We start from the raw sequence: 16,548 nt of genomic DNA, 5'->3' as shown, positions 1-16,548 counted from the left end.
TGGGAAGACTTCTGTGGCACAGAAGGACGTGCTAACCGACCTGAGCAAGGTCCGCAACTTCGGCATCATGGCGCACATCGATGCCGGCAAGACCACGACTACCGAACGCATCCTGTACTACACCGGCATCAACTACAAGATCGGTGAGGTCCACGACGGCGCCGCCACGATGGACTGGATGGAGCAGGAGCAGGAGCGGGGGATCACCATCACCTCCGCCGCCACCACGACGTTCTGGAAAGACAACCAGCTCAACATCATCGACACGCCCGGCCACGTCGACTTCACCGTCGAGGTGGAGCGCAACCTGCGGGTGCTCGACGGCGCGGTCGCCGTGTTTGACGGCAAGGAAGGTGTCGAGCCGCAGTCCGAGCAGGTGTGGCGCCAGGCCGACAAGTACAACGTCCCGCGGATCTGCTTCGTCAACAAGATGGACAAGATCGGCGCGGACTTCTACTTCTCGGTCAAGACGATGGAGGAGCGGCTCGGCGCCAACGCGGTGCCGATCCAGCTGCCGATCGGCTCGGAGAGCGAGTTCGAGGGCGTCGTCGACCTGGTCGAGATGAACGCCAAGGTCTGGCGCGGCGAGACCAAGCTCGGCGAGAAGTACGACGTCGTCGACATCCCCGCCGAGCTGGCCGAAACGGCCGAGGAGTACCGCAACAAGCTGCTGGAAACCGTCGCCGAGTCCGACGAGCACCTGTTGGAGAAGTACGTCGGCGGCGAGGAGATCACCGTCGAGGAGATCAAGGCCGCGATCCGCAAGCTGACGATCGCCTCCGAGATCTACCCCGTGCTGTGCGGCAGCGCGTTTAAGAACAAGGGCGTCCAGCCGATGCTCGACGCGGTGGTCGACTATCTGCCGTCGCCGCTGGACGTGCCGCCGGCGATCGGTCACGCACCCGGTCACGAGGACGAGGAAGTCGTTCGACACGCCACGACCGGGGAGCCGTTCTCGGCGCTGGCGTTCAAGATCGCGACGCACCCGTTCTTCGGCAAGCTGACCTACATCCGGGTGTACTCGGGCACCGTGGACTCCGGCAGCCAGGTCATCAACGCCACCAAGGGCAAGAAGGAGCGGCTGGGCAAGCTGTTCCAGATGCACTCCAACAAGGAGAACCCCGTCGAGCGGGCCAGCGCCGGCCACATCTACGCGGTGATCGGCCTAAAGGACACCACCACCGGCGACACCTTGAGCGACCCCAACCAGCAGGTCGTACTGGAGTCGATGACCTTCCCCGACCCGGTGATCGAGGTGGCCATCGAACCCAAGACCAAGAGCGACCAGGAGAAGCTGTCCGCGTCGATCCAGAAGCTGGCCGAGGAGGACCCGACCTTCAAGGTGCACCTGGACCAGGAGACCGGTCAGACGGTGATCGGCGGCATGGGCGAGCTGCACCTGGACATCCTGGTCGACCGGATGCGCCGCGAATTCAAGGTCGAGGCCAACGTCGGTAAGCCGCAGGTGGCGTACAAGGAGACCATCCGCCGCAAGGTCGAGAACGTCGAGTACACCCACAAGAAGCAGACCGGCGGCTCGGGCCAATTCGCCAAGGTCATCATCACCGTCGAGCCGTTCACCGGCGAGGACGGCGCCACCTACGAGTTCGAGAACAAGGTCACCGGTGGCCGGGTGCCCCGCGAGTACATCCCGTCGGTGGACGCCGGCGCCCAGGACGCCATGCAGTACGGCGTGCTGGCCGGCTACCCGCTGGTGAACTTGAAGGTCACGCTGCAAGACGGCGCGTTCCACGAGGTGGACTCGTCGGAAATGGCGTTCAAGATCGCCGGTTCGCAGGCACTGAAAAAGGCTGCCGGACAAGCGCAGCCGGTGATCCTGGAACCGATCATGGCCGTCGAGGTCACCACGCCCGAGGACTACATGGGCGACGTGATCGGCGACCTGAACTCCCGCCGTGGTCAAATCCAGGCCATGGAGGAGCGCGGCGGTGCACGTGTCGTCAAGGCGCACGTGCCGCTGTCGGAGATGTTCGGCTACGTCGGCGACCTGCGGTCGAAGACTCAAGGCCGGGCGAACTACTCCATGGTGTTCGACTCCTACGCCGAAGTGCCGGCGAACGTGTCGAAGGAGATCATCGCGAAGGCGACGGGCGAGTGATCTCGCCCGGGGAGTAACCTTGCCCGGTCACTACCGGGGCACAACTGAAACCATCAACACTGCTTTTTTAAGCACCAACAAGTCCAGGAGGACACAGAAGTGGCGAAGGCGAAGTTCGAGCGGACGAAGCCGCACGTCAACATCGGGACCATCGGTCACGTTGACCACGGCAAGACCACGCTGACCGCGGCTATTACCAAGGTCCTGCACGACAAGTACCCGGAGTTGAACGAGTCGCGCGCATTCGACCAGATCGACAATGCGCCCGAGGAGCGTCAGCGCGGTATCACCATCAACATCTCCCACGTGGAGTACCAGACCGAGAAGCGTCACTACGCGCACGTCGACGCCCCGGGCCACGCCGACTACATCAAGAACATGATCACCGGCGCCGCCCAGATGGACGGCGCGATCCTGGTGGTCGCCGCCACGGACGGCCCGATGCCGCAGACTCGCGAGCACGTGCTGCTGGCTCGCCAGGTCGGGGTGCCCTACATCCTGGTCGCTCTGAACAAGGCCGACATGGTCGACGACGAGGAGCTGCTCGAGCTCGTCGAGATGGAGGTCCGCGAGCTGCTGGCCGCCCAGGAGTTCGACGAGGACGCCCCGGTGGTCAAGGTATCGGCGCTGAAGGCCCTCGAGGGCGACCCGAAGTGGGTCGAGGGCATCGAGGAGCTGATGAACGCCGTCGACGAGTCGATTCCGGACCCGGTCCGCGACACCGACAAGCCGTTCCTGATGCCCGTCGAGGACGTGTTCACGATTACCGGTCGCGGCACCGTCGTCACCGGCCGTGTCGAGCGTGGCGTGATCAACGTGAACGAGGAAGTCGAGATCGTCGGCATCCGCCCGGAGACAACCAAGACCACGGTCACCGGTGTGGAGATGTTCCGCAAGCTGCTCGACCAGGGCCAGGCTGGCGACAACGTCGGGCTGCTGCTGCGCGGTGTCAAGCGTGAGGACGTGGAGCGTGGCCAGGTGGTCACGAAGCCCGGCACCACCACGCCGCACACCGAGTTCGAGGGTCAGGTCTACATCTTGAGCAAGGACGAGGGCGGCCGGCACACGCCGTTCTTCAACAACTACCGTCCGCAGTTCTACTTCCGCACCACCGACGTGACCGGTGTGGTGACGCTGCCGGAGGGCACCGAGATGGTGATGCCCGGCGACAACACCGACATCTCGGTGAAGCTGATCCAGCCCGTCGCGATGGACGAGGGTCTGCGGTTCGCCATCCGCGAGGGTGGCCGTACCGTGGGCGCCGGCCGGGTGACCAAGATCGTCAAGTAGTTTCTGTAGCAACGTAAAGCCTCCGAAATCGCGAGATTTCGGGGGCTTTTACGTCTGATCGGCACGCGGTAGCGCTACCCCCACGCAATGTTGTGGCGCTACCTGAAATCCCAAGATCCTGCAAATCCTCAAGGCCAACGGCGTTCCGGTGAACCGGATGGTCGACGTGCGGTCCAACCCGGCGCTTCGTCAGCAGATTCAGGCGGTGGTGCGCCACGCGGCAAGCCAGGCCGCCCAACCCGCAGCAGCCGTCGCACCGGCCGCGGGGCCATTGGACACCGCGCCGGAACCGTCGATCGGCGAACGCTTGCAGGAGTTGGAGCGGCTGCACCAGTCGGGTGCGGTGACCGACGAGGAGTATGCCAGCAAACGAGCCCAGATCATCGCCGAAATCGGAGCGCGGCAGCGGATCGGCCCCACTAGAACACGTTTCAGTTTGGCTGCTAGCCTGGTCGGCAGTCAGTGGAAGGGATGTCGTTGTCAGCTACGTTGCACGGCCGGGTGGCATTCGTCACCGGCGCCGCCCGCGGTCAGGGACGCTCGCACGCAGTCCGGCTGGCGCGCGAGGGCGCCGACATCATCGCCGTGGACATCTGTGCACCGGTGTCCGACAGCATCACCTACCCGGCGGCCACCACGGAGGACCTTGTCGAGACCGTCCGCGCGGTGGAGGCCGAAGGGCGCAAGGTGCTGGCGCGCCAAATCGACATTCGTGACGACGCCGCGCTGCGCCAACTGGTGGCCGACGGCGTCGAGCAATTCGGTCGTCTGGACATCTTGGTCGCCAATGCCGGTGTGCTGAGCTGGGGCCGCGTTTGGGAACTGACCGACGACCAGTGGGACACCGTCATCGGCGTCAACCTGACGGGCACCTGGCGTACCATCCGCGCGGTGGTGCCGGCGATGATCGAGGCCGGCAACGGCGGCTCGATCGTGGTGGTCAGCTCGTCGGCCGGGCTGAAGGCCACACCCGGCAACGGGCACTACGCGGCGTCGAAGTACGGGCTCGTCGGGCTGGCCAATACGTTGGCCTTGGAGCTCGGCGAATTCGGTATCCGGGTCAACTCGATCCACCCGTATTCGGTGGACACCCCGATGATCGAGCCGGAAGCGATGACGCAGATTTTCGCCAGGCATCCGCATTACATCCATAGCTTTGCGCCAATGCCGTTGCAGCCCAACGGATTTATGACGGCCGACGAGGTATCCGATGTGGTGGTCTGGCTGGCCGGCGACGGTTCGGGCACACTGTCGGGTGCGCAGATTCCCGTCGACAAGGGCGTGCTGAAGTACTGACAGTCGTCGGTCGCTAGTCGCAAGCCAGTTGCAGGCGTTCGAGGCGGCGCACCAGAAGGCTCGGCAGCCACCGCCCGGTTTGGGCCGCCTCGATATTCGAGGTGCGTTGCAGGAGCTGACCAAGCACGATGCGTGCTTCCAGCCGGGCGAGTGCAGCGCCGACGCAGAAGTGTGCGCCCTTGCCGAAGGAGATGTGCCCCTTCCCGCCGAGACGGTCGAGCCGAAATTCGTCGGGGCTCTCGAAATGCGACGGATCGCGATTGGCCGCCCCCCACAGCAGCAGTAGGCGCGAACCCCCTGGGACGTCAACACCGCACAATGCGGTGTCGCGGACGACGTGGCGGTAATGCCCCCGGAACGGGGGTTCGTAGCGCAATACTTCCTCGAGAAACGTGCCGAGCAGCTCCGGTTGGTCGCGCACCTGCTGCTGGATATCCGGCCGGGTCGCCAAAACCCAAGCCGCGGAGCCGATTAACGAGGCGGTGGATTCACCTCCGGCGCTGAACAGCGTCACCATCATCGCCAAAGCCGTCAACTCGGCCAATTCGCCCGAGGCGCACGCCGTGGCCAGGTCACCGAGCAGATTGTCGCGAGGGTCGGCTGCAGCTTGGTGGAACTGTTCGGTGATGTAGCCGCCGAGTTCCATCACTGCAATGCCTGCGGCGGTGAGTTGTTCGGAGTTGACGAGTCCTTCAACGACCTGGGTTGCGGCATATCCCCATCGGACGAGCCTGTCGACGTCCTCGTCGGGAACTCCGATGATCCGTCCGACAATCATCATCGGGAGCCGATTCGCCACGGCGCCCATCCACTCGATACGTCCGTCGCGCCAGTTGGCGTTCCACAACTGATCGGCAGTTGCAGCGATGAACGGCTCGAAGGCGCGAATGCGTTTCGCTGCCAGTTGTGGTGTCAGCATCTTTCGATGGACGGCATGCGCAGGATCGTCGGCGGTGGCCAGCGCTTGAGTCGGTCCGCCGAGTTCTCCCACCGGGAAAGCGGCCACGGTTCCGTCGGGCTGATAGATCATCGTCGCGGTCAGGTTTGAGGAGAAATCGTCCGGCCGCGCAATGACATCGTTGACGGCGTCCCAACTGCACACCGCGTAGAAGCCGGAATCGCCGATCTGGTGCACCGGCCCTGCCGCAAGCATGCGTTCGTATAGCGGGTAGGGATCCTGCACGAATCGATCGTGGAATAGCTCGATGCCCAGGTGGGCGTCCAGCGACGTCATGTCTTCAAACCTCAGCGAGGCGACCTGCGGCGTCAAGCGGTTCGGGCGAAGTTGAAATCGCCGGTGGCCGCTGACGACGGCCGTTGTCTCAGGAGGTGCTCCTGTTTAGCACGAACTGTGAAACGCAGACTCTTTTCCGTCTCAAATTTGAGAAGATGAACCTTCCGGGTGTGAGGGGGCTTATATCGATGGTTCGAGAGGATTGGGTCGTCGGTGGCGATCGCCGCCACGCTGCCGCGGACCGCATCTACGCCGCGGCCACGGAACTTATTGTCCGCAAAGGGCTGGACGCTTTCGACATCGATACTTTGGCCGCCCGCGTCCACTGTTCTCGCGCCACGATCTATCGCTATGCGGGTGGGAAAGCCCAAATCCGCGACGCCGTTCTGATGCGCATGGCTGCTCGCATTGTCGACACTGTTCGGCGCGCCGTAGATGGGCTAAGCGGGTCGGAACGCATGATCACTGCGATCACCGTGGCACTGGAAGAGATCAGGTCGGATCCGATGCGCCGCCTGATGCTTGACTCGACCACCGCAGCCGATTTGGGGGATTTGCATTCGTCGCCGGTGCTGGCCCGTCTCGCCGCCGATCTCACCGGCATCACCGATGACGACTCCCAGGCCGCGCAGTGGATCGTGCGGGTGGTCATGTCGCTGGCGTACTGGCCAATCGGCGACAGCCGTCGCGAAGAGGAAATGCTGAGGCGTTTCGTTACACCCGCGTTCAACTAGTCAAGGCCATTTTGCGCGGAAGGCGGGGTGGCGCACCATTGGCCGCCGCGATCGTGTATGAACTCCACGTGGGGAATAGCGAAAGAGGCATCGTGATCGTCGGCGGGGGGCTCGCCGCGGCGCGGACCGCTGAACAACTGCGACGCGCGGACTACGCCGGCCCTCTGACCATCGTCAGCGACGAGGTGCATCTGCCCTACGACCGGCCGCCGCTCTCCAAAGAGGTGCTGCGCAGCGAGGTCGACGACGTCACCCTCAAACCGCGAGAGTTCTACGACGAGAACAACATCACGCTGCGACTGGGTTCGGCCGCCACCAGCCTTGACACTGCCGCGCAAACGGTGACGCTCGACGACGGAACGGTGCTCGGCTACGACGAGCTCGTCATCGCGACCGGCCTGGTGCCGCGGCGCATTCCGGCTTTCCCCGACCTCGAGGGCATCCGGGTCTTGCGTTCGTTCGACGAAAGTCTCGCGCTGCGCAGGCACGCATCGGCCGCGCAACGTGCCGTCGTCGTCGGCGCCGGTTTCATCGGCTGTGAGGTGGCGGCCAGCCTGCGGGGCCTGGGCGTGGAGGTGGTGCTGGTCGAGCCGCAGCCCGCGCCGCTGGCCGCCGTGCTCGGCGCGCAGATCGGCGAGCTGGTGGCGCGGCTGCACCGCGCCGAGGGCGTCGACGTGCGCACCGAGGCCGGTGTGGCGGAGGTCCGAGGCCAGGGACATGTCGACAGCGTGGTGTTGACCGACGGCGCCGAGGTGAGCGCTGATTTGGTGGTCGTCGGGATCGGGTCGCGGCCGGCCACCGATTGGCTGGACGGCAGTGGGATCAAGGTGGACAACGGTGTGCTGTGCGACGCGGCCGGACGCACCAGCGTGCCCAACGTGTGGGCGCTCGGTGATGTCGCCTCGTGGCGCAACCCGGTGGGACATCAAGTGCGGGTTGAGCATTGGAGCAACGTCGCCGAACAGGCCCGGGTGGTGGTGCCGGCGATGCTGGGCCGGGAAACGCCGTCAAATGTTGTCGTCCCGTACTTTTGGAGCGACCAGTACGACGTCAAGATTCAGTGCCTGGGCGAGCCGCACGCCACCGACATTGTGCACCTCGTCGAGGACGACGGCCGTCGGTTCCTGGCTTACTACGAGCGCGACGGCGTGGTGGTCGGCGTGGTCGGCGGCGGCATGCCCGCCAAGGTGATGAAGACCCGCGCCAAAATAGCTGCCGGAGCACCGATCTCGGACGTACTGGAGTAACGGCTCGCGCTAGAACTGACCAAGGTAGAAACGGGCGCCATGATCGTCGGCGCATTCGGCAGTAATCCCGTACGGCCGCCGGGCGGGTGCCTGTAACACAATGCCGCCGGCTTCGCGGACCCGCGTGACCGCGGCGTTGATGTCGGCCACCGCCCACATCGGCACCGTTGTTGCGCGTGCGCTGCCGCCGGCGACACCGGCCATTGGATGCGTCGACACCACCTGCCAGCCGTCCTCGACATGGCCGGGCTCGAAGGTCCAGTGCAGTATCCGGCCGTAGAACTCGCGAAAGCCCGCCGAATCCGGAACTTGGTACGTGACGTACGACAGCTCGCCCGGACCGGAACCGTTGAGCGCGGGGCGTTTCGGGTCGCCCGCAGGTTGGTAGACCGCGAACGCGACGCCCTGCGGGTCGGTGGCGTCGAGAATCGGGCCATAGTCAGACTGCCGGACTTCGCCCGCCGTTCCGCCCGCCGCGGCGATCGCTTCGCGGGTGGCATGCAGATCGGTGACGGCGTAGCAGCAGAACAACGTAGGTTCGCCGTCGACACCGAAAATCCCCGTCGGCAGTTCGGTATTCGTCACGCGGTGCGAGGCCGGGTCGTAGGTCCAGCCGAGCACGTGCCGGTAGAAGGCCGCTGCCCGTTCGGGGTCAGGGGCCCACACCGAGACATACCCAATGTCGCCGTGCTGGATTCGGGCGTCCGCAGTGCTCGTCGGCCCGCTGAGCATCCAGCGGTGACCGAACGGGTCGATAATGGTCGCGTTGCGTGCGCCGTAGTTTTCGTACGGTTCTCGTTCGACGAATGCGCCGCGTTCACGGGCCCGCTGCAACGCCGCGTCGGCGTCGGCGACATGCAGCATCAGGCTCACCGAAACGGCCCCGGCCACAGGGGCTTTGAGTCCCATCTCCGGGTATTCGTCGGCGAGATACAGCACGCCACCGGCGATTGCGAGCTCGGCGTGCCCAATCCGCCCGTCGGCCATGATGATTGGATCTCCTACCAGGACCGCGCCCAGTGCGCCGACGTACCAGTCGATAGCCTGCCGCGCGTCGGCGACGAACAAATACGGCACCGCTGCGGCCCGGGGTGCGGCCGAAGTCGTGGCCGTGGAGGGTTCGGTCAGTTCGGAAATCACCGCGGCAGTGCCACTCATCGCAACTCCTTCGGTTCCAGTGGGCAGGGAAAGTGCCGATTCCAGGCGCCGACGCAGCCGCGCGGCGAATGCCGGATCGGGCTGCACCGGAAGGTCATCGGCGCGCAGCACGCGCAGTGGGTCACGACGGTCGCGCGGAATCATGACGCGCCTCCTTCCGGGTAGTGCTGTTTGAACGCCCGCCGTGCACGGACCAAGAGCGCCTCGGTGGCATGCACGGTGCGCCCGATCAGCTCGGCGCACTCGGGTACCGAGCAGTCGTCCATGTACCGCAACGCCAGCACGGTGCGGTGCGGCTCGGACAACCGCGCCAGCACGCTTTCGGCGACGATGCGATCCAACTCGGCCTCCCAGTCGTCGCCTGGGTCGATCGGCTCGGGCAAGTCGGCGACCGGCAAGTCGTGTCGCCGCCGGCAGTGGTCGGCGAGTTTGTGCCGTGCCACACCGAGCAGCCACGGCACCGCGATCGGTGGCGGCTCGGATTTGCGGGCGGCGTCCATCGCCGCCAGAAAGGTCTCCGACGTCAGGTCTTCGGCCGTCCCGCGATCACCGCAGCGCCGGACGAAGTATCCGTACACAATCGGCAGTGCGTCGTCGTAGAGTGCCAGCAGCGCGCGCGGAGCGTCGTTCCGGTCCGATTCGGCGCTCACACCTCTATCGTCGTGGTGGCGTGCCCAACTCCGACGCGCTTGCGTGGAAAATTTTGCGCCGGCACGCTATTCCCAGGTCACCGGCGGGCCGTGCGGCGAGCACGCGGCCAGGACTTCGTCGGCACCGCCGGGCCAACTGCGGGCACAGACGAGGAACTCGACCGGGGAATCGGGTGTTCGCCGTCGTGGCTCCAACGTGAGATGCACGAACGGCGACGCGGCGGTCGCCCGCTCCGCCAGAGTGTCGATTGCGTTTGTCGTGGCTTGCTGTTCGTCGCGGAAAAGGTACTGCCACATGATGGAGTGCCACAGCACGGTGACCGCGCCGTGCGCAACGGTGAGCTCGGCGACGGCGTCGGCGGCCCCGCTGCGCAACAGCGGCGCGGAAACCCGTCGGGCGACGCTGATCGCGCCGCGCAACCGGTCCAGCCTGACCGTCATGTCCGGCCAGACGTAGCTCAGCAGCGTCAGCTCCCCGTCGCGGCTGGTGGCGTCGACGGGCGCGATGTCGTAGCCGCGCCGTTCGACGATCTGCAGGTCCGCAGCCGGCGGTAGCCGGCCACGCCAGGCGTCGTCGATGGTCACCGGTGAGTCGGCCGGACCCCACTCGCCGCCGGCATAGCGGTAGCGGTAATGGTCTGCTCGCAGGTTCAGCCCGGCGCTGCATCCGATCTCGAAAAGCCTTATCGGCAAACCGAATCGGCGACTCAGAATCAGCAGTGCGCCGATCAGCGCCGCGGACCTGCCCACCTCGTTCGTCTGTGGCGGCTGATCGAGCGCGGTGCGCAGCATGTCGGCCCGCTCAACAACGACGCGAGTGATCTCCGGCCACGCGGCCCCGGCGTCCCAGCGACCACCGGTGCTCGGATACCAGCGGCGCAACTTCGGCGCGCGCCCGTCGAGCACCAGTCTGTGCAATCCGCCGAGCAGTCGCAGCGGCACCGCCTCACGCACCGGATCGTGTTCGTGGCCGGCCAGGATTCCCGCGAACACGCCACCGGCGTCGACGTCGGCCGCCACCCGATCGAGCAGCTCGCCGTACATCGCGGAGCCCAGCTCCGCGCACGCCTGCGACTGCATTCGCAGAGACCGCAGCAACCGGGTGCTCACCGGTCCAGTTGGTCCAGCCCGGCGCCGACGACGTCGAACGCGTCCCCGAGCGCCTGCGGCAACGAGACGGATTCGTCGTCGAGCCAATGCTCGTAGGCACTCAACGCCACCCCGAGCATCATCCATGCGACGGTCTGGGGAAGCAGGTCGGCGGCGTTGGCACCGGAGCGGCGCGCGACGAACTCGGCGATGACGGCGCGCCAGCCGGCATACATCGTCATCGAATACGCTTGCAGCTCAGCGGTTTGCAAGATCACCCGCATGCGCTGCCGGTGCCGGGCCGTCTCCGATTCGTCGAAGGTGTTGAACGCCAAGAGTGCTGAACGCAATGCCTCGCCGAGCGGCACGTCCGGGTCGACCTGGTCGAGCAGTTCGCGCAGGTGTTGTAGATGGGCGTCGAAATCCCCCCACGGGATTGCGTTCTTGGAGGCGTAGTAGCGGAACAGGGTTCGGCGGGCGATGCCGGCGGCCTGCGCGACGTCGTCGACGCTGACCTCGGCGAAACCGCGGGCAGCGAACAAGCCGAGGGCAACATCGGTGATGTGGTGCGGCGTCGTCGAGCGGCGCCGGCCCACTCGCGACTGAGTCAGCATGACCCGCCCTTCCATTTCGGCACTCGATGCCATATTCTGACCAAGATTGTCGAACCCCTGACGACGAAAGGCAAGTTTATGGAGCCGAACCAGCAGATCGACAGCGACACCGAGCTGGTCACCGAGACCCTGGTGGAAGAGGTGTCCATCGACGGGATGTGCGGGGTCTACTGACCGTGCCCGGCCCGCCGGGCGGGTTCAATCCCGACGCCGGCTGGCGGTTGCACCCGCAAGTGGCAGTGCGCCCGGAGTCGTTCGGCGCACTGCTCTATCACTTCGGCACCCGCAAGCTGTCGTTCCTGAAGAACCGCACCATCCTGGCAGTCGTGCAGTCGCTGGCCGATCACACCGACGTCCGGGCCGCCTGCCGCGCCGCGGGTGTCGCCGACGGCGAAGAGCGCCCATATCTGCGTGCGTTGCGTGTGCTTGCCGACTCGAACATGCTGGTGCGCAAGGAGAATCAATGACCTCGGTAGTTCCGCGGCTGATCGAGCAGTTCGAGCATGGCCTCGACGCACCCATCTGCCTGACCTGGGAGTTGACTTACGCCTGCAACCTGGCGTGCGTGCACTGCCTGTCGTCGTCGGGCAAACGCGATCCGCGCGAGTTGTCCACCCGGCAGTGCAAGGACATCATCGACGAGCTGGAACGCATGCAGGTGTTCTACGTCAACATCGGTGGCGGGGAACCCACTGTGCGGCCGGACTTTTGGGAGCTGGTCGACTACGCCACCGCACACCATGTCGGTGTCAAGTTCTCCACCAACGGGGTCCGGATCACGCCCGAGGTGGCCGCGCGGCTGGCCGCCAGCGACTACGTCGACGTGCAGATCTCCCTCGACGGGGCCACCGCGGAGGTCAACGACGCCGTGCGGGGCCCCGGGTCGTACGCGATGGCCATCCGCGCGCTGGAGAACCTGGCCGCCGCCGGCTTCAGCGACGCCAAGATCTCGGTGGTGGTCACCCGTCACAACGTTGACCAGCTTGACGAATTCGCCGCGCTGGCAAGCCGTTACAGCGCGACGCTGCGCATCACCCGGCTGCGTCCGTCGGGTCGCGGCGCCGATGTGTGGGACGAGCTGCACCCGACCGCCGACCAGCAGGTGCGGCTGTACGAGTGGCTGGTCGCCAAGGGCGAGGGGGTGCTGACCGGCGACTCGTTCTTCCACCTGTCGGCGCTCGGCGAACCCGGCGCACTGGCCGGCCTCAACATGTGCGGGGCGGGCCGGGTGGTCTGCCTGATCGACCCGGTCGGCGACGTCTACGCCTGCCCCTTCGCCATCCATGACCGTTTCCTCGCCGGAAACGTTTTGTCCGACGGCGGATTTGACAACGTCTGGAAGAATGCACCGCTGTTCCGTGAGCTCCGCGAACCACAGTCCGCCGGCGCCTGCGGAAGCTGCGGGCATTACGACAGCTGCCGCGGCGGCTGCATGGCGGCGAAGTTCTTCACCGGTCTGCCGCTGGACGGGCCCGATCCGGAATGCGTGCAGGGCCACGGCGCGCCGGCGCTGGCCCGCGAACGCGACAAACCCCGCCCGGCCGGCGACCACTCCCGCGGCGCGCCGGTGCCGCTGACCCTGTCCACGCGCCCGCCGCGACGCATCTGCAACGAAAGCCCGGTGTAGTCGATGGCACGGGACATCTGGTTCGAGACGGTCGCCGTCGCTCAGCAGCGCGCCAAGCGCCGGCTGCCGAAGTCGGTGTACGCCGCGCTGGTCGCCGCCAGCGAAAAGGGCATCACCGTCGCCGACAACGTCGAGGCGTTCAGCGAGCTGGGTTTCGCGCCGCATGTGGTGGGTGCGGTCGAGAAACGTGAACTGGCGACCACCGTTATGGGACAAGACATCTCGCTGCCGGTGATCATCTCGCCCACCGGCGTGCAGGCCGTACACCCGCACGGCGAAGTAGCTGTCGCCAGGGCGGCGGCCGCGCGTGGCACGGCGATGGGATTGTCGTCGTTTGCCAGCAAGCCGATCGAGGACGTCATCGCCGCCAACCCCAAGCTGTTCTTCCAGGTGTATTGGCTCGGCGGGCGAGACGCGATCGCGGAGCGCGTCGAGCGGGCCCGTGCGGCCGGCGCCGTCGGCCTGATCGTCACCACCGACTGGACCTTCTCGCACGGTCGGGACTGGGGCAGCCCCAAGATCCCCGAGCGGATGAACCTGGCAACCATCCTGCGGCTGTCCCCGCAGGCCGTCACCCGCCCGGGCTGGCTGTGGCAGTGGGGCAAGACGCTGCGTCCGCCGAACCTGCAGGTGCCCAACCAAGCGCGTAAGGGCGAGCCCGGTCCACCGTTCTTCGCCGCGTACGGCGAATGGATGGGCACCCCACCACCGACCTGGGACGACATCGCCTGGCTGCGTGAACTGTGGGGCGGACCGTTCATGCTCAAGGGCGTGATGCGGGTTGACGACGCGAAAAGGGCTGTGGATGCTGGTGTTTCGGCGATCTCGGTGTCCAACCACGGCGGCAACAACCTGGACGGAACTCCGGCGGCTATCCGTGCACTGCCGGCGGTTGCGGACGCGGTCGGTGATCAGATCGAGGTGTTGCTGGACGGCGGCATCCGGCGCGGCAGCGACGTCGTCAAGGCGCTGGCGCTGGGCGCGCGTGCGGTGATGATCGGCCGCGCCTACCTGTGGGGCCTGGCCGCGGCCGGACAACCCGGGGTCGAGAACGTGCTCGACATCCTTCGCGCCGGCATCGACTGCGCGCTGATGGGGCTCGGTCATGGCTCCGTGCATGACCTCAACGCCGACGACATCGTGGTCCCGCCGGAGTTTGCCCGAGCGCTCGGAGTGCCCGCCGCGGGCGGGGTCTGACGGTGCCGGGACGACGCCGTCGAGAAGTCTGATACTCGCGTGGCAGGCGGGGCTGTGGTGACCGGTCGGGACAAATCGATCGAGAACCCTGGAAAAAATTCGTCGAGTCACCCAACAACCGATGCACGCCAGGTGAATTCGTCCTACCATCGGCGAGTGGCCGTCCTCGGCGAACTTGGCAGCTTGACGTCGAACCAGCTGCAAGGCATGTCGGCGGCGCTGATGATCCCGGTCGGATCCACCGAACAGCACGGGCCGCACTTGCCGCTGGACACCGACACGCGGATCGCCCGCGCGGTCGCCCGCGCGCTCGCCACTCGCCTGCTCGAAGCATCCGATCGGCTGCAGTGGCTGGTGGCACCGGCCATCGGCTACGGCGACAGCGGCGAACACCAGAGCTTCCCCGGAACGCTTTCCATCGGCACCGACGCGCTGGCAACGCTGCTCGTCGAGTTCGGCAGGTCGGCGACCTGCTGGGCGCAGCGGCTGGTCTTCGTCAACGGCCACGGCGGCAACATCGCCGCTCTGAGCCGCGCGGTGCGGCTACTGCGATCCGAAGGACGCGACGCCGCCTGGTGCGCGTGCACGGCCAGTGGCGCCGACGCGCATGCCGGGCACACCGAAACATCGGTATTGCTGCATATTTCGCCGGCTGACGTGCTCTGCGACCGGTGGTGTGCGGGAAACGGCGCGCCGCTGGCCGACCTGCTACCGTCGATGCGACGTGGGGGAGTCGCGGCGGTCAGCGAGGTGGGCGTGTTGGGGGATCCGACGACGGCGACCACGGCCGAGGGGGAGCGGATCTTCACCGAGATGGTCGAGAGTTGCGTGCGCCGGGTCGCGCACTGGGCGCCGGGCGCCGACGGGATGCTGACATGACCCAGACCCGGTTGCCGGACGGGTTTGCTGTACAGGTCGACAGGCGTGTGCGCGTGCTCGGCCATGGCTCGGCTCTGCTGGGCGGGTCTCCCACCCGGCTGCTGCGATTGGCGCCGGCCGCGCAGGACATGCTGGCCGACGGCCGGTTGAAGGTCCACGACGCGGTCAGCGCCGAGCTGGCGCGCACCCTGCTGGACGCCACGGTGGCCCATCCCCGGCCGGCCGGCGGTCCGTCGCACCGCGACGTAACCGTGGTAATTCCTGTGCGGGACAACGTATCTGGCTTGCGACGCTTGCTGGCGTCGCTCCGCGGCCTGCGTGTCATCGTCGTCGACGACGGCTCGGCCCAGCCGATCCAGCGGGACGACTTCGCCGACGCGCACTGTGACATCGAGGTGCTGCGGCACCCGGTGAGCAAAGGACCCGCCGCGGCGCGCAACACCGGGCTGGCCGCCTGCACCACCGACTTCGTCGCATTCCTGGACTCCGACGTGGTCCCGCGCCGCGGCTGGCTGGAAGCGCTGCTGGGCCACTTCTGCGACCCCACCGTCGCGCTGGTTGCCCCGCGCATCATCGGCCTGGCCCAAAGTGACCATCTGGTGGCCCGCTACGAGGCAGTGCGTTCATCGCTGGATCTGGGTCAGCACGAGGCGCCCGTCGTCCCGTACACGAATGTCGCGTACGTTCCCAGTGCGGCGATCATCTGTCGGCGTGCCACGCTGCGCGAGGTCGGCGGGTTCGACGAAAGTCTGCACTCCGGTGAGGATGTCGACCTCTGCTGGCGGCTCGTGGAAGCCGGTGCACGGCTGCGGTACGAACCAATTGCGTTGGTGGCACACGATCATCGCACCGACTTGCGGGATTGGATTGCGCGCAAAGCGTTTTACGGCGGGTCCGCCGCGCCGCTGTCGGCGCGCCACCCGGACAAGACCGCGCCGTTGGTCATCTCCGGCTGGGCGCTGGCGGCCTGGATCCTGATGACGGTCGGCTCGGGATTGGGGTATTTGGCGTCGTTGCTGATCGCCGCGGTGACCGGTCGCAAGATCGCCAAGACCCTGGAGGGCCCCGACACCCAGGTCTGGGATGTGCTGGCGGTGGCCACCCGCGGCCTCTGGTCGGCGGCGCTGCAACTGGCCTCGGCGATCTGCCGCCACTACTGGCCCGTCGCGCTGCTCGCCGCCATCATGTCCCGGTACTGCCGCCGTGTTGTGGTGATCGCCGCCATCGTCGACGGCGTGGTGGACTGGCTCCGCCGCAGAGGGGCCAGCGACGACGACGCCAAACCGATCGGCCTGCTGACCTACCTACTGCTCAAACGCGTCGACGACCTGGCATACGGAATCGGATTGTGGTGCGGAGTCGTGCGGGAACGCAATATCGGACCGCTCAAGCCTCAGATCCGGGTCTGATTCCC

General features: G+C 66.5%; 16 protein-coding genes and 1 pseudogene. 12 read left to right on the top strand and 5 right to left on the bottom strand.

The features are described 5' to 3' along the window. Window positions 1-13 precede the first annotated feature (13 nt). The 4 genes and pseudogenes from fusA to AWB95_RS09195 all read left to right on the top strand — a co-directional run bounded on the left by fusA (window position 14) and on the right by AWB95_RS09195 (window position 4,705). A complete protein-coding gene (gene fusA / locus AWB95_RS09210; protein ID WP_084707078.1) occupies window positions 14-2,119 on the top strand; it encodes an elongation factor G in 2,106 nt (701 codons plus the stop codon). A gap of 99 nt (window positions 2,120-2,218) precedes the next feature. Continuing rightward, window positions 2,219-3,409: an elongation factor Tu gene (tuf, locus tag AWB95_RS09205; RefSeq protein ID WP_062539693.1), complete on the top strand. Its 1,191-nt coding sequence runs from the start codon at window positions 2,219-2,221 to the stop codon at window positions 3,407-3,409. 112 nt (window positions 3,410-3,521) lie between these two features. Further along, a pseudogene (locus AWB95_RS09200) lies at window positions 3,522-3,803 on the top strand (SHOCT domain-containing protein); the annotation flags it as partial. Window positions 3,804-3,886: 83 nt separating this feature from the next. Next, window positions 3,887-4,705, top strand: a complete 819-nt coding sequence (locus AWB95_RS09195) for a mycofactocin-coupled SDR family oxidoreductase (RefSeq protein WP_373280769.1) — start codon at window positions 3,887-3,889, stop codon at window positions 4,703-4,705. A gap of 13 nt (window positions 4,706-4,718) precedes the next feature. Here the strand turns inward: AWB95_RS09195 and AWB95_RS09190 are convergent, their stop codons facing one another. Beyond that, window positions 4,719-5,939, bottom strand: coding sequence for a cytochrome P450 (locus AWB95_RS09190; RefSeq protein WP_062539690.1), 1,221 nt, complete (start codon window positions 5,937-5,939; stop codon window positions 4,719-4,721). Between the two features lie 188 nt (window positions 5,940-6,127). On the opposite strand from AWB95_RS09190, the gene AWB95_RS09185 reads away from it, so the two are divergent. Together AWB95_RS09185 and AWB95_RS09180 are read left to right on the top strand one after the other, a co-directional pair. After that, window positions 6,128-6,673 (top strand): TetR/AcrR family transcriptional regulator, encoded by a 546-nt coding sequence (locus AWB95_RS09185; protein WP_062539689.1) that lies wholly within the window; start codon window positions 6,128-6,130, stop codon window positions 6,671-6,673. Window positions 6,674-6,711: 38 nt separating this feature from the next. Continuing rightward, on the top strand, window positions 6,712-7,920 hold the full coding sequence (locus tag AWB95_RS09180; RefSeq protein WP_085168059.1) for an NAD(P)/FAD-dependent oxidoreductase: 1,209 nt from the start codon (window positions 6,712-6,714) through the stop codon (window positions 7,918-7,920). A 9-nt stretch (window positions 7,921-7,929) separates the two neighbouring features. On the opposite strand, the gene AWB95_RS09175 is transcribed toward AWB95_RS09180, so the two are convergent. The 4 genes from AWB95_RS09175 to mftR form a co-directional block, all read right to left on the bottom strand. Then, entirely contained in the window at window positions 7,930-9,222 is a 1,293-nt protein-coding gene (locus AWB95_RS09175; RefSeq protein ID WP_062539920.1) for a VOC family protein, read from the bottom strand. After that, window positions 9,219-9,728: an RNA polymerase sigma factor gene (locus AWB95_RS09170; protein ID WP_062539919.1), complete on the bottom strand. Its 510-nt coding sequence runs from the start codon at window positions 9,726-9,728 to the stop codon at window positions 9,219-9,221. Before AWB95_RS09170 ends, AWB95_RS09175 begins: the two co-directional genes overlap by 4 nt. A 66-nt stretch (window positions 9,729-9,794) precedes the next feature. Then, window positions 9,795-10,808, bottom strand: coding sequence for a DUF2332 domain-containing protein (locus AWB95_RS09165; protein WP_062539921.1), 1,014 nt, complete (start codon window positions 10,806-10,808; stop codon window positions 9,795-9,797). Window positions 10,809-10,834: 26 nt separating this feature from the next. Continuing rightward, window positions 10,835-11,431: a mycofactocin system transcriptional regulator MftR gene (gene mftR, locus AWB95_RS09160; protein ID WP_169714656.1), complete on the bottom strand. Its 597-nt coding sequence runs from the start codon at window positions 11,429-11,431 to the stop codon at window positions 10,835-10,837. Between the two features lie 78 nt (window positions 11,432-11,509). Between mftR and mftA the strand changes: the two genes are divergently transcribed. From mftA to mftF, 6 genes are all read left to right on the top strand, one after another. Further along, window positions 11,510-11,605 (top strand): mycofactocin precursor MftA, encoded by a 96-nt coding sequence (gene mftA / locus AWB95_RS22940; RefSeq protein WP_139818473.1) that lies wholly within the window; start codon window positions 11,510-11,512, stop codon window positions 11,603-11,605. Further along, window positions 11,590-11,898 carry a mycofactocin biosynthesis chaperone MftB gene (gene mftB / locus AWB95_RS09155; protein ID WP_062539917.1) on the top strand — a complete coding sequence of 103 codons (309 nt, stop codon included), beginning with the start codon at window positions 11,590-11,592 and terminating at the stop codon, window positions 11,896-11,898. The genes mftA and mftB overlap by 16 nt, the downstream gene beginning before the upstream one ends. Next, window positions 11,895-13,058 carry a mycofactocin radical SAM maturase gene (gene mftC / locus AWB95_RS09150; protein ID WP_085168057.1) on the top strand — a complete coding sequence of 388 codons (1,164 nt, stop codon included), beginning with the start codon at window positions 11,895-11,897 and terminating at the stop codon, window positions 13,056-13,058. The genes mftB and mftC overlap by 4 nt, the downstream gene beginning before the upstream one ends. Before the next feature lie 3 nt (window positions 13,059-13,061). Beyond that, window positions 13,062-14,255 (top strand): pre-mycofactocin synthase MftD, encoded by a 1,194-nt coding sequence (mftD, locus tag AWB95_RS09145; RefSeq protein ID WP_085168055.1) that lies wholly within the window; start codon window positions 13,062-13,064, stop codon window positions 14,253-14,255. 132 nt (window positions 14,256-14,387) lie between these two features. Then, window positions 14,388-15,134 (top strand): mycofactocin biosynthesis peptidyl-dipeptidase MftE, encoded by a 747-nt coding sequence (mftE, locus tag AWB95_RS09140; protein ID WP_085168053.1) that lies wholly within the window; start codon window positions 14,388-14,390, stop codon window positions 15,132-15,134. Continuing rightward, window positions 15,131-16,543, top strand: coding sequence for a mycofactocin biosynthesis glycosyltransferase MftF (mftF, locus tag AWB95_RS09135; protein ID WP_085168051.1), 1,413 nt, complete (start codon window positions 15,131-15,133; stop codon window positions 16,541-16,543). Before mftE ends, mftF begins: the two co-directional genes overlap by 4 nt. The last annotated feature ends 5 nt before the right edge of the window (window positions 16,544-16,548 follow it).

It is taken from the genome of Mycobacterium celatum (assembly GCF_002101595.1).
GTDB lineage: Bacteria > Actinomycetota > Actinomycetes > Mycobacteriales > Mycobacteriaceae > Mycobacterium > Mycobacterium celatum.
This window is presented reverse-complemented; position numbering and strand designations above follow the sequence as displayed.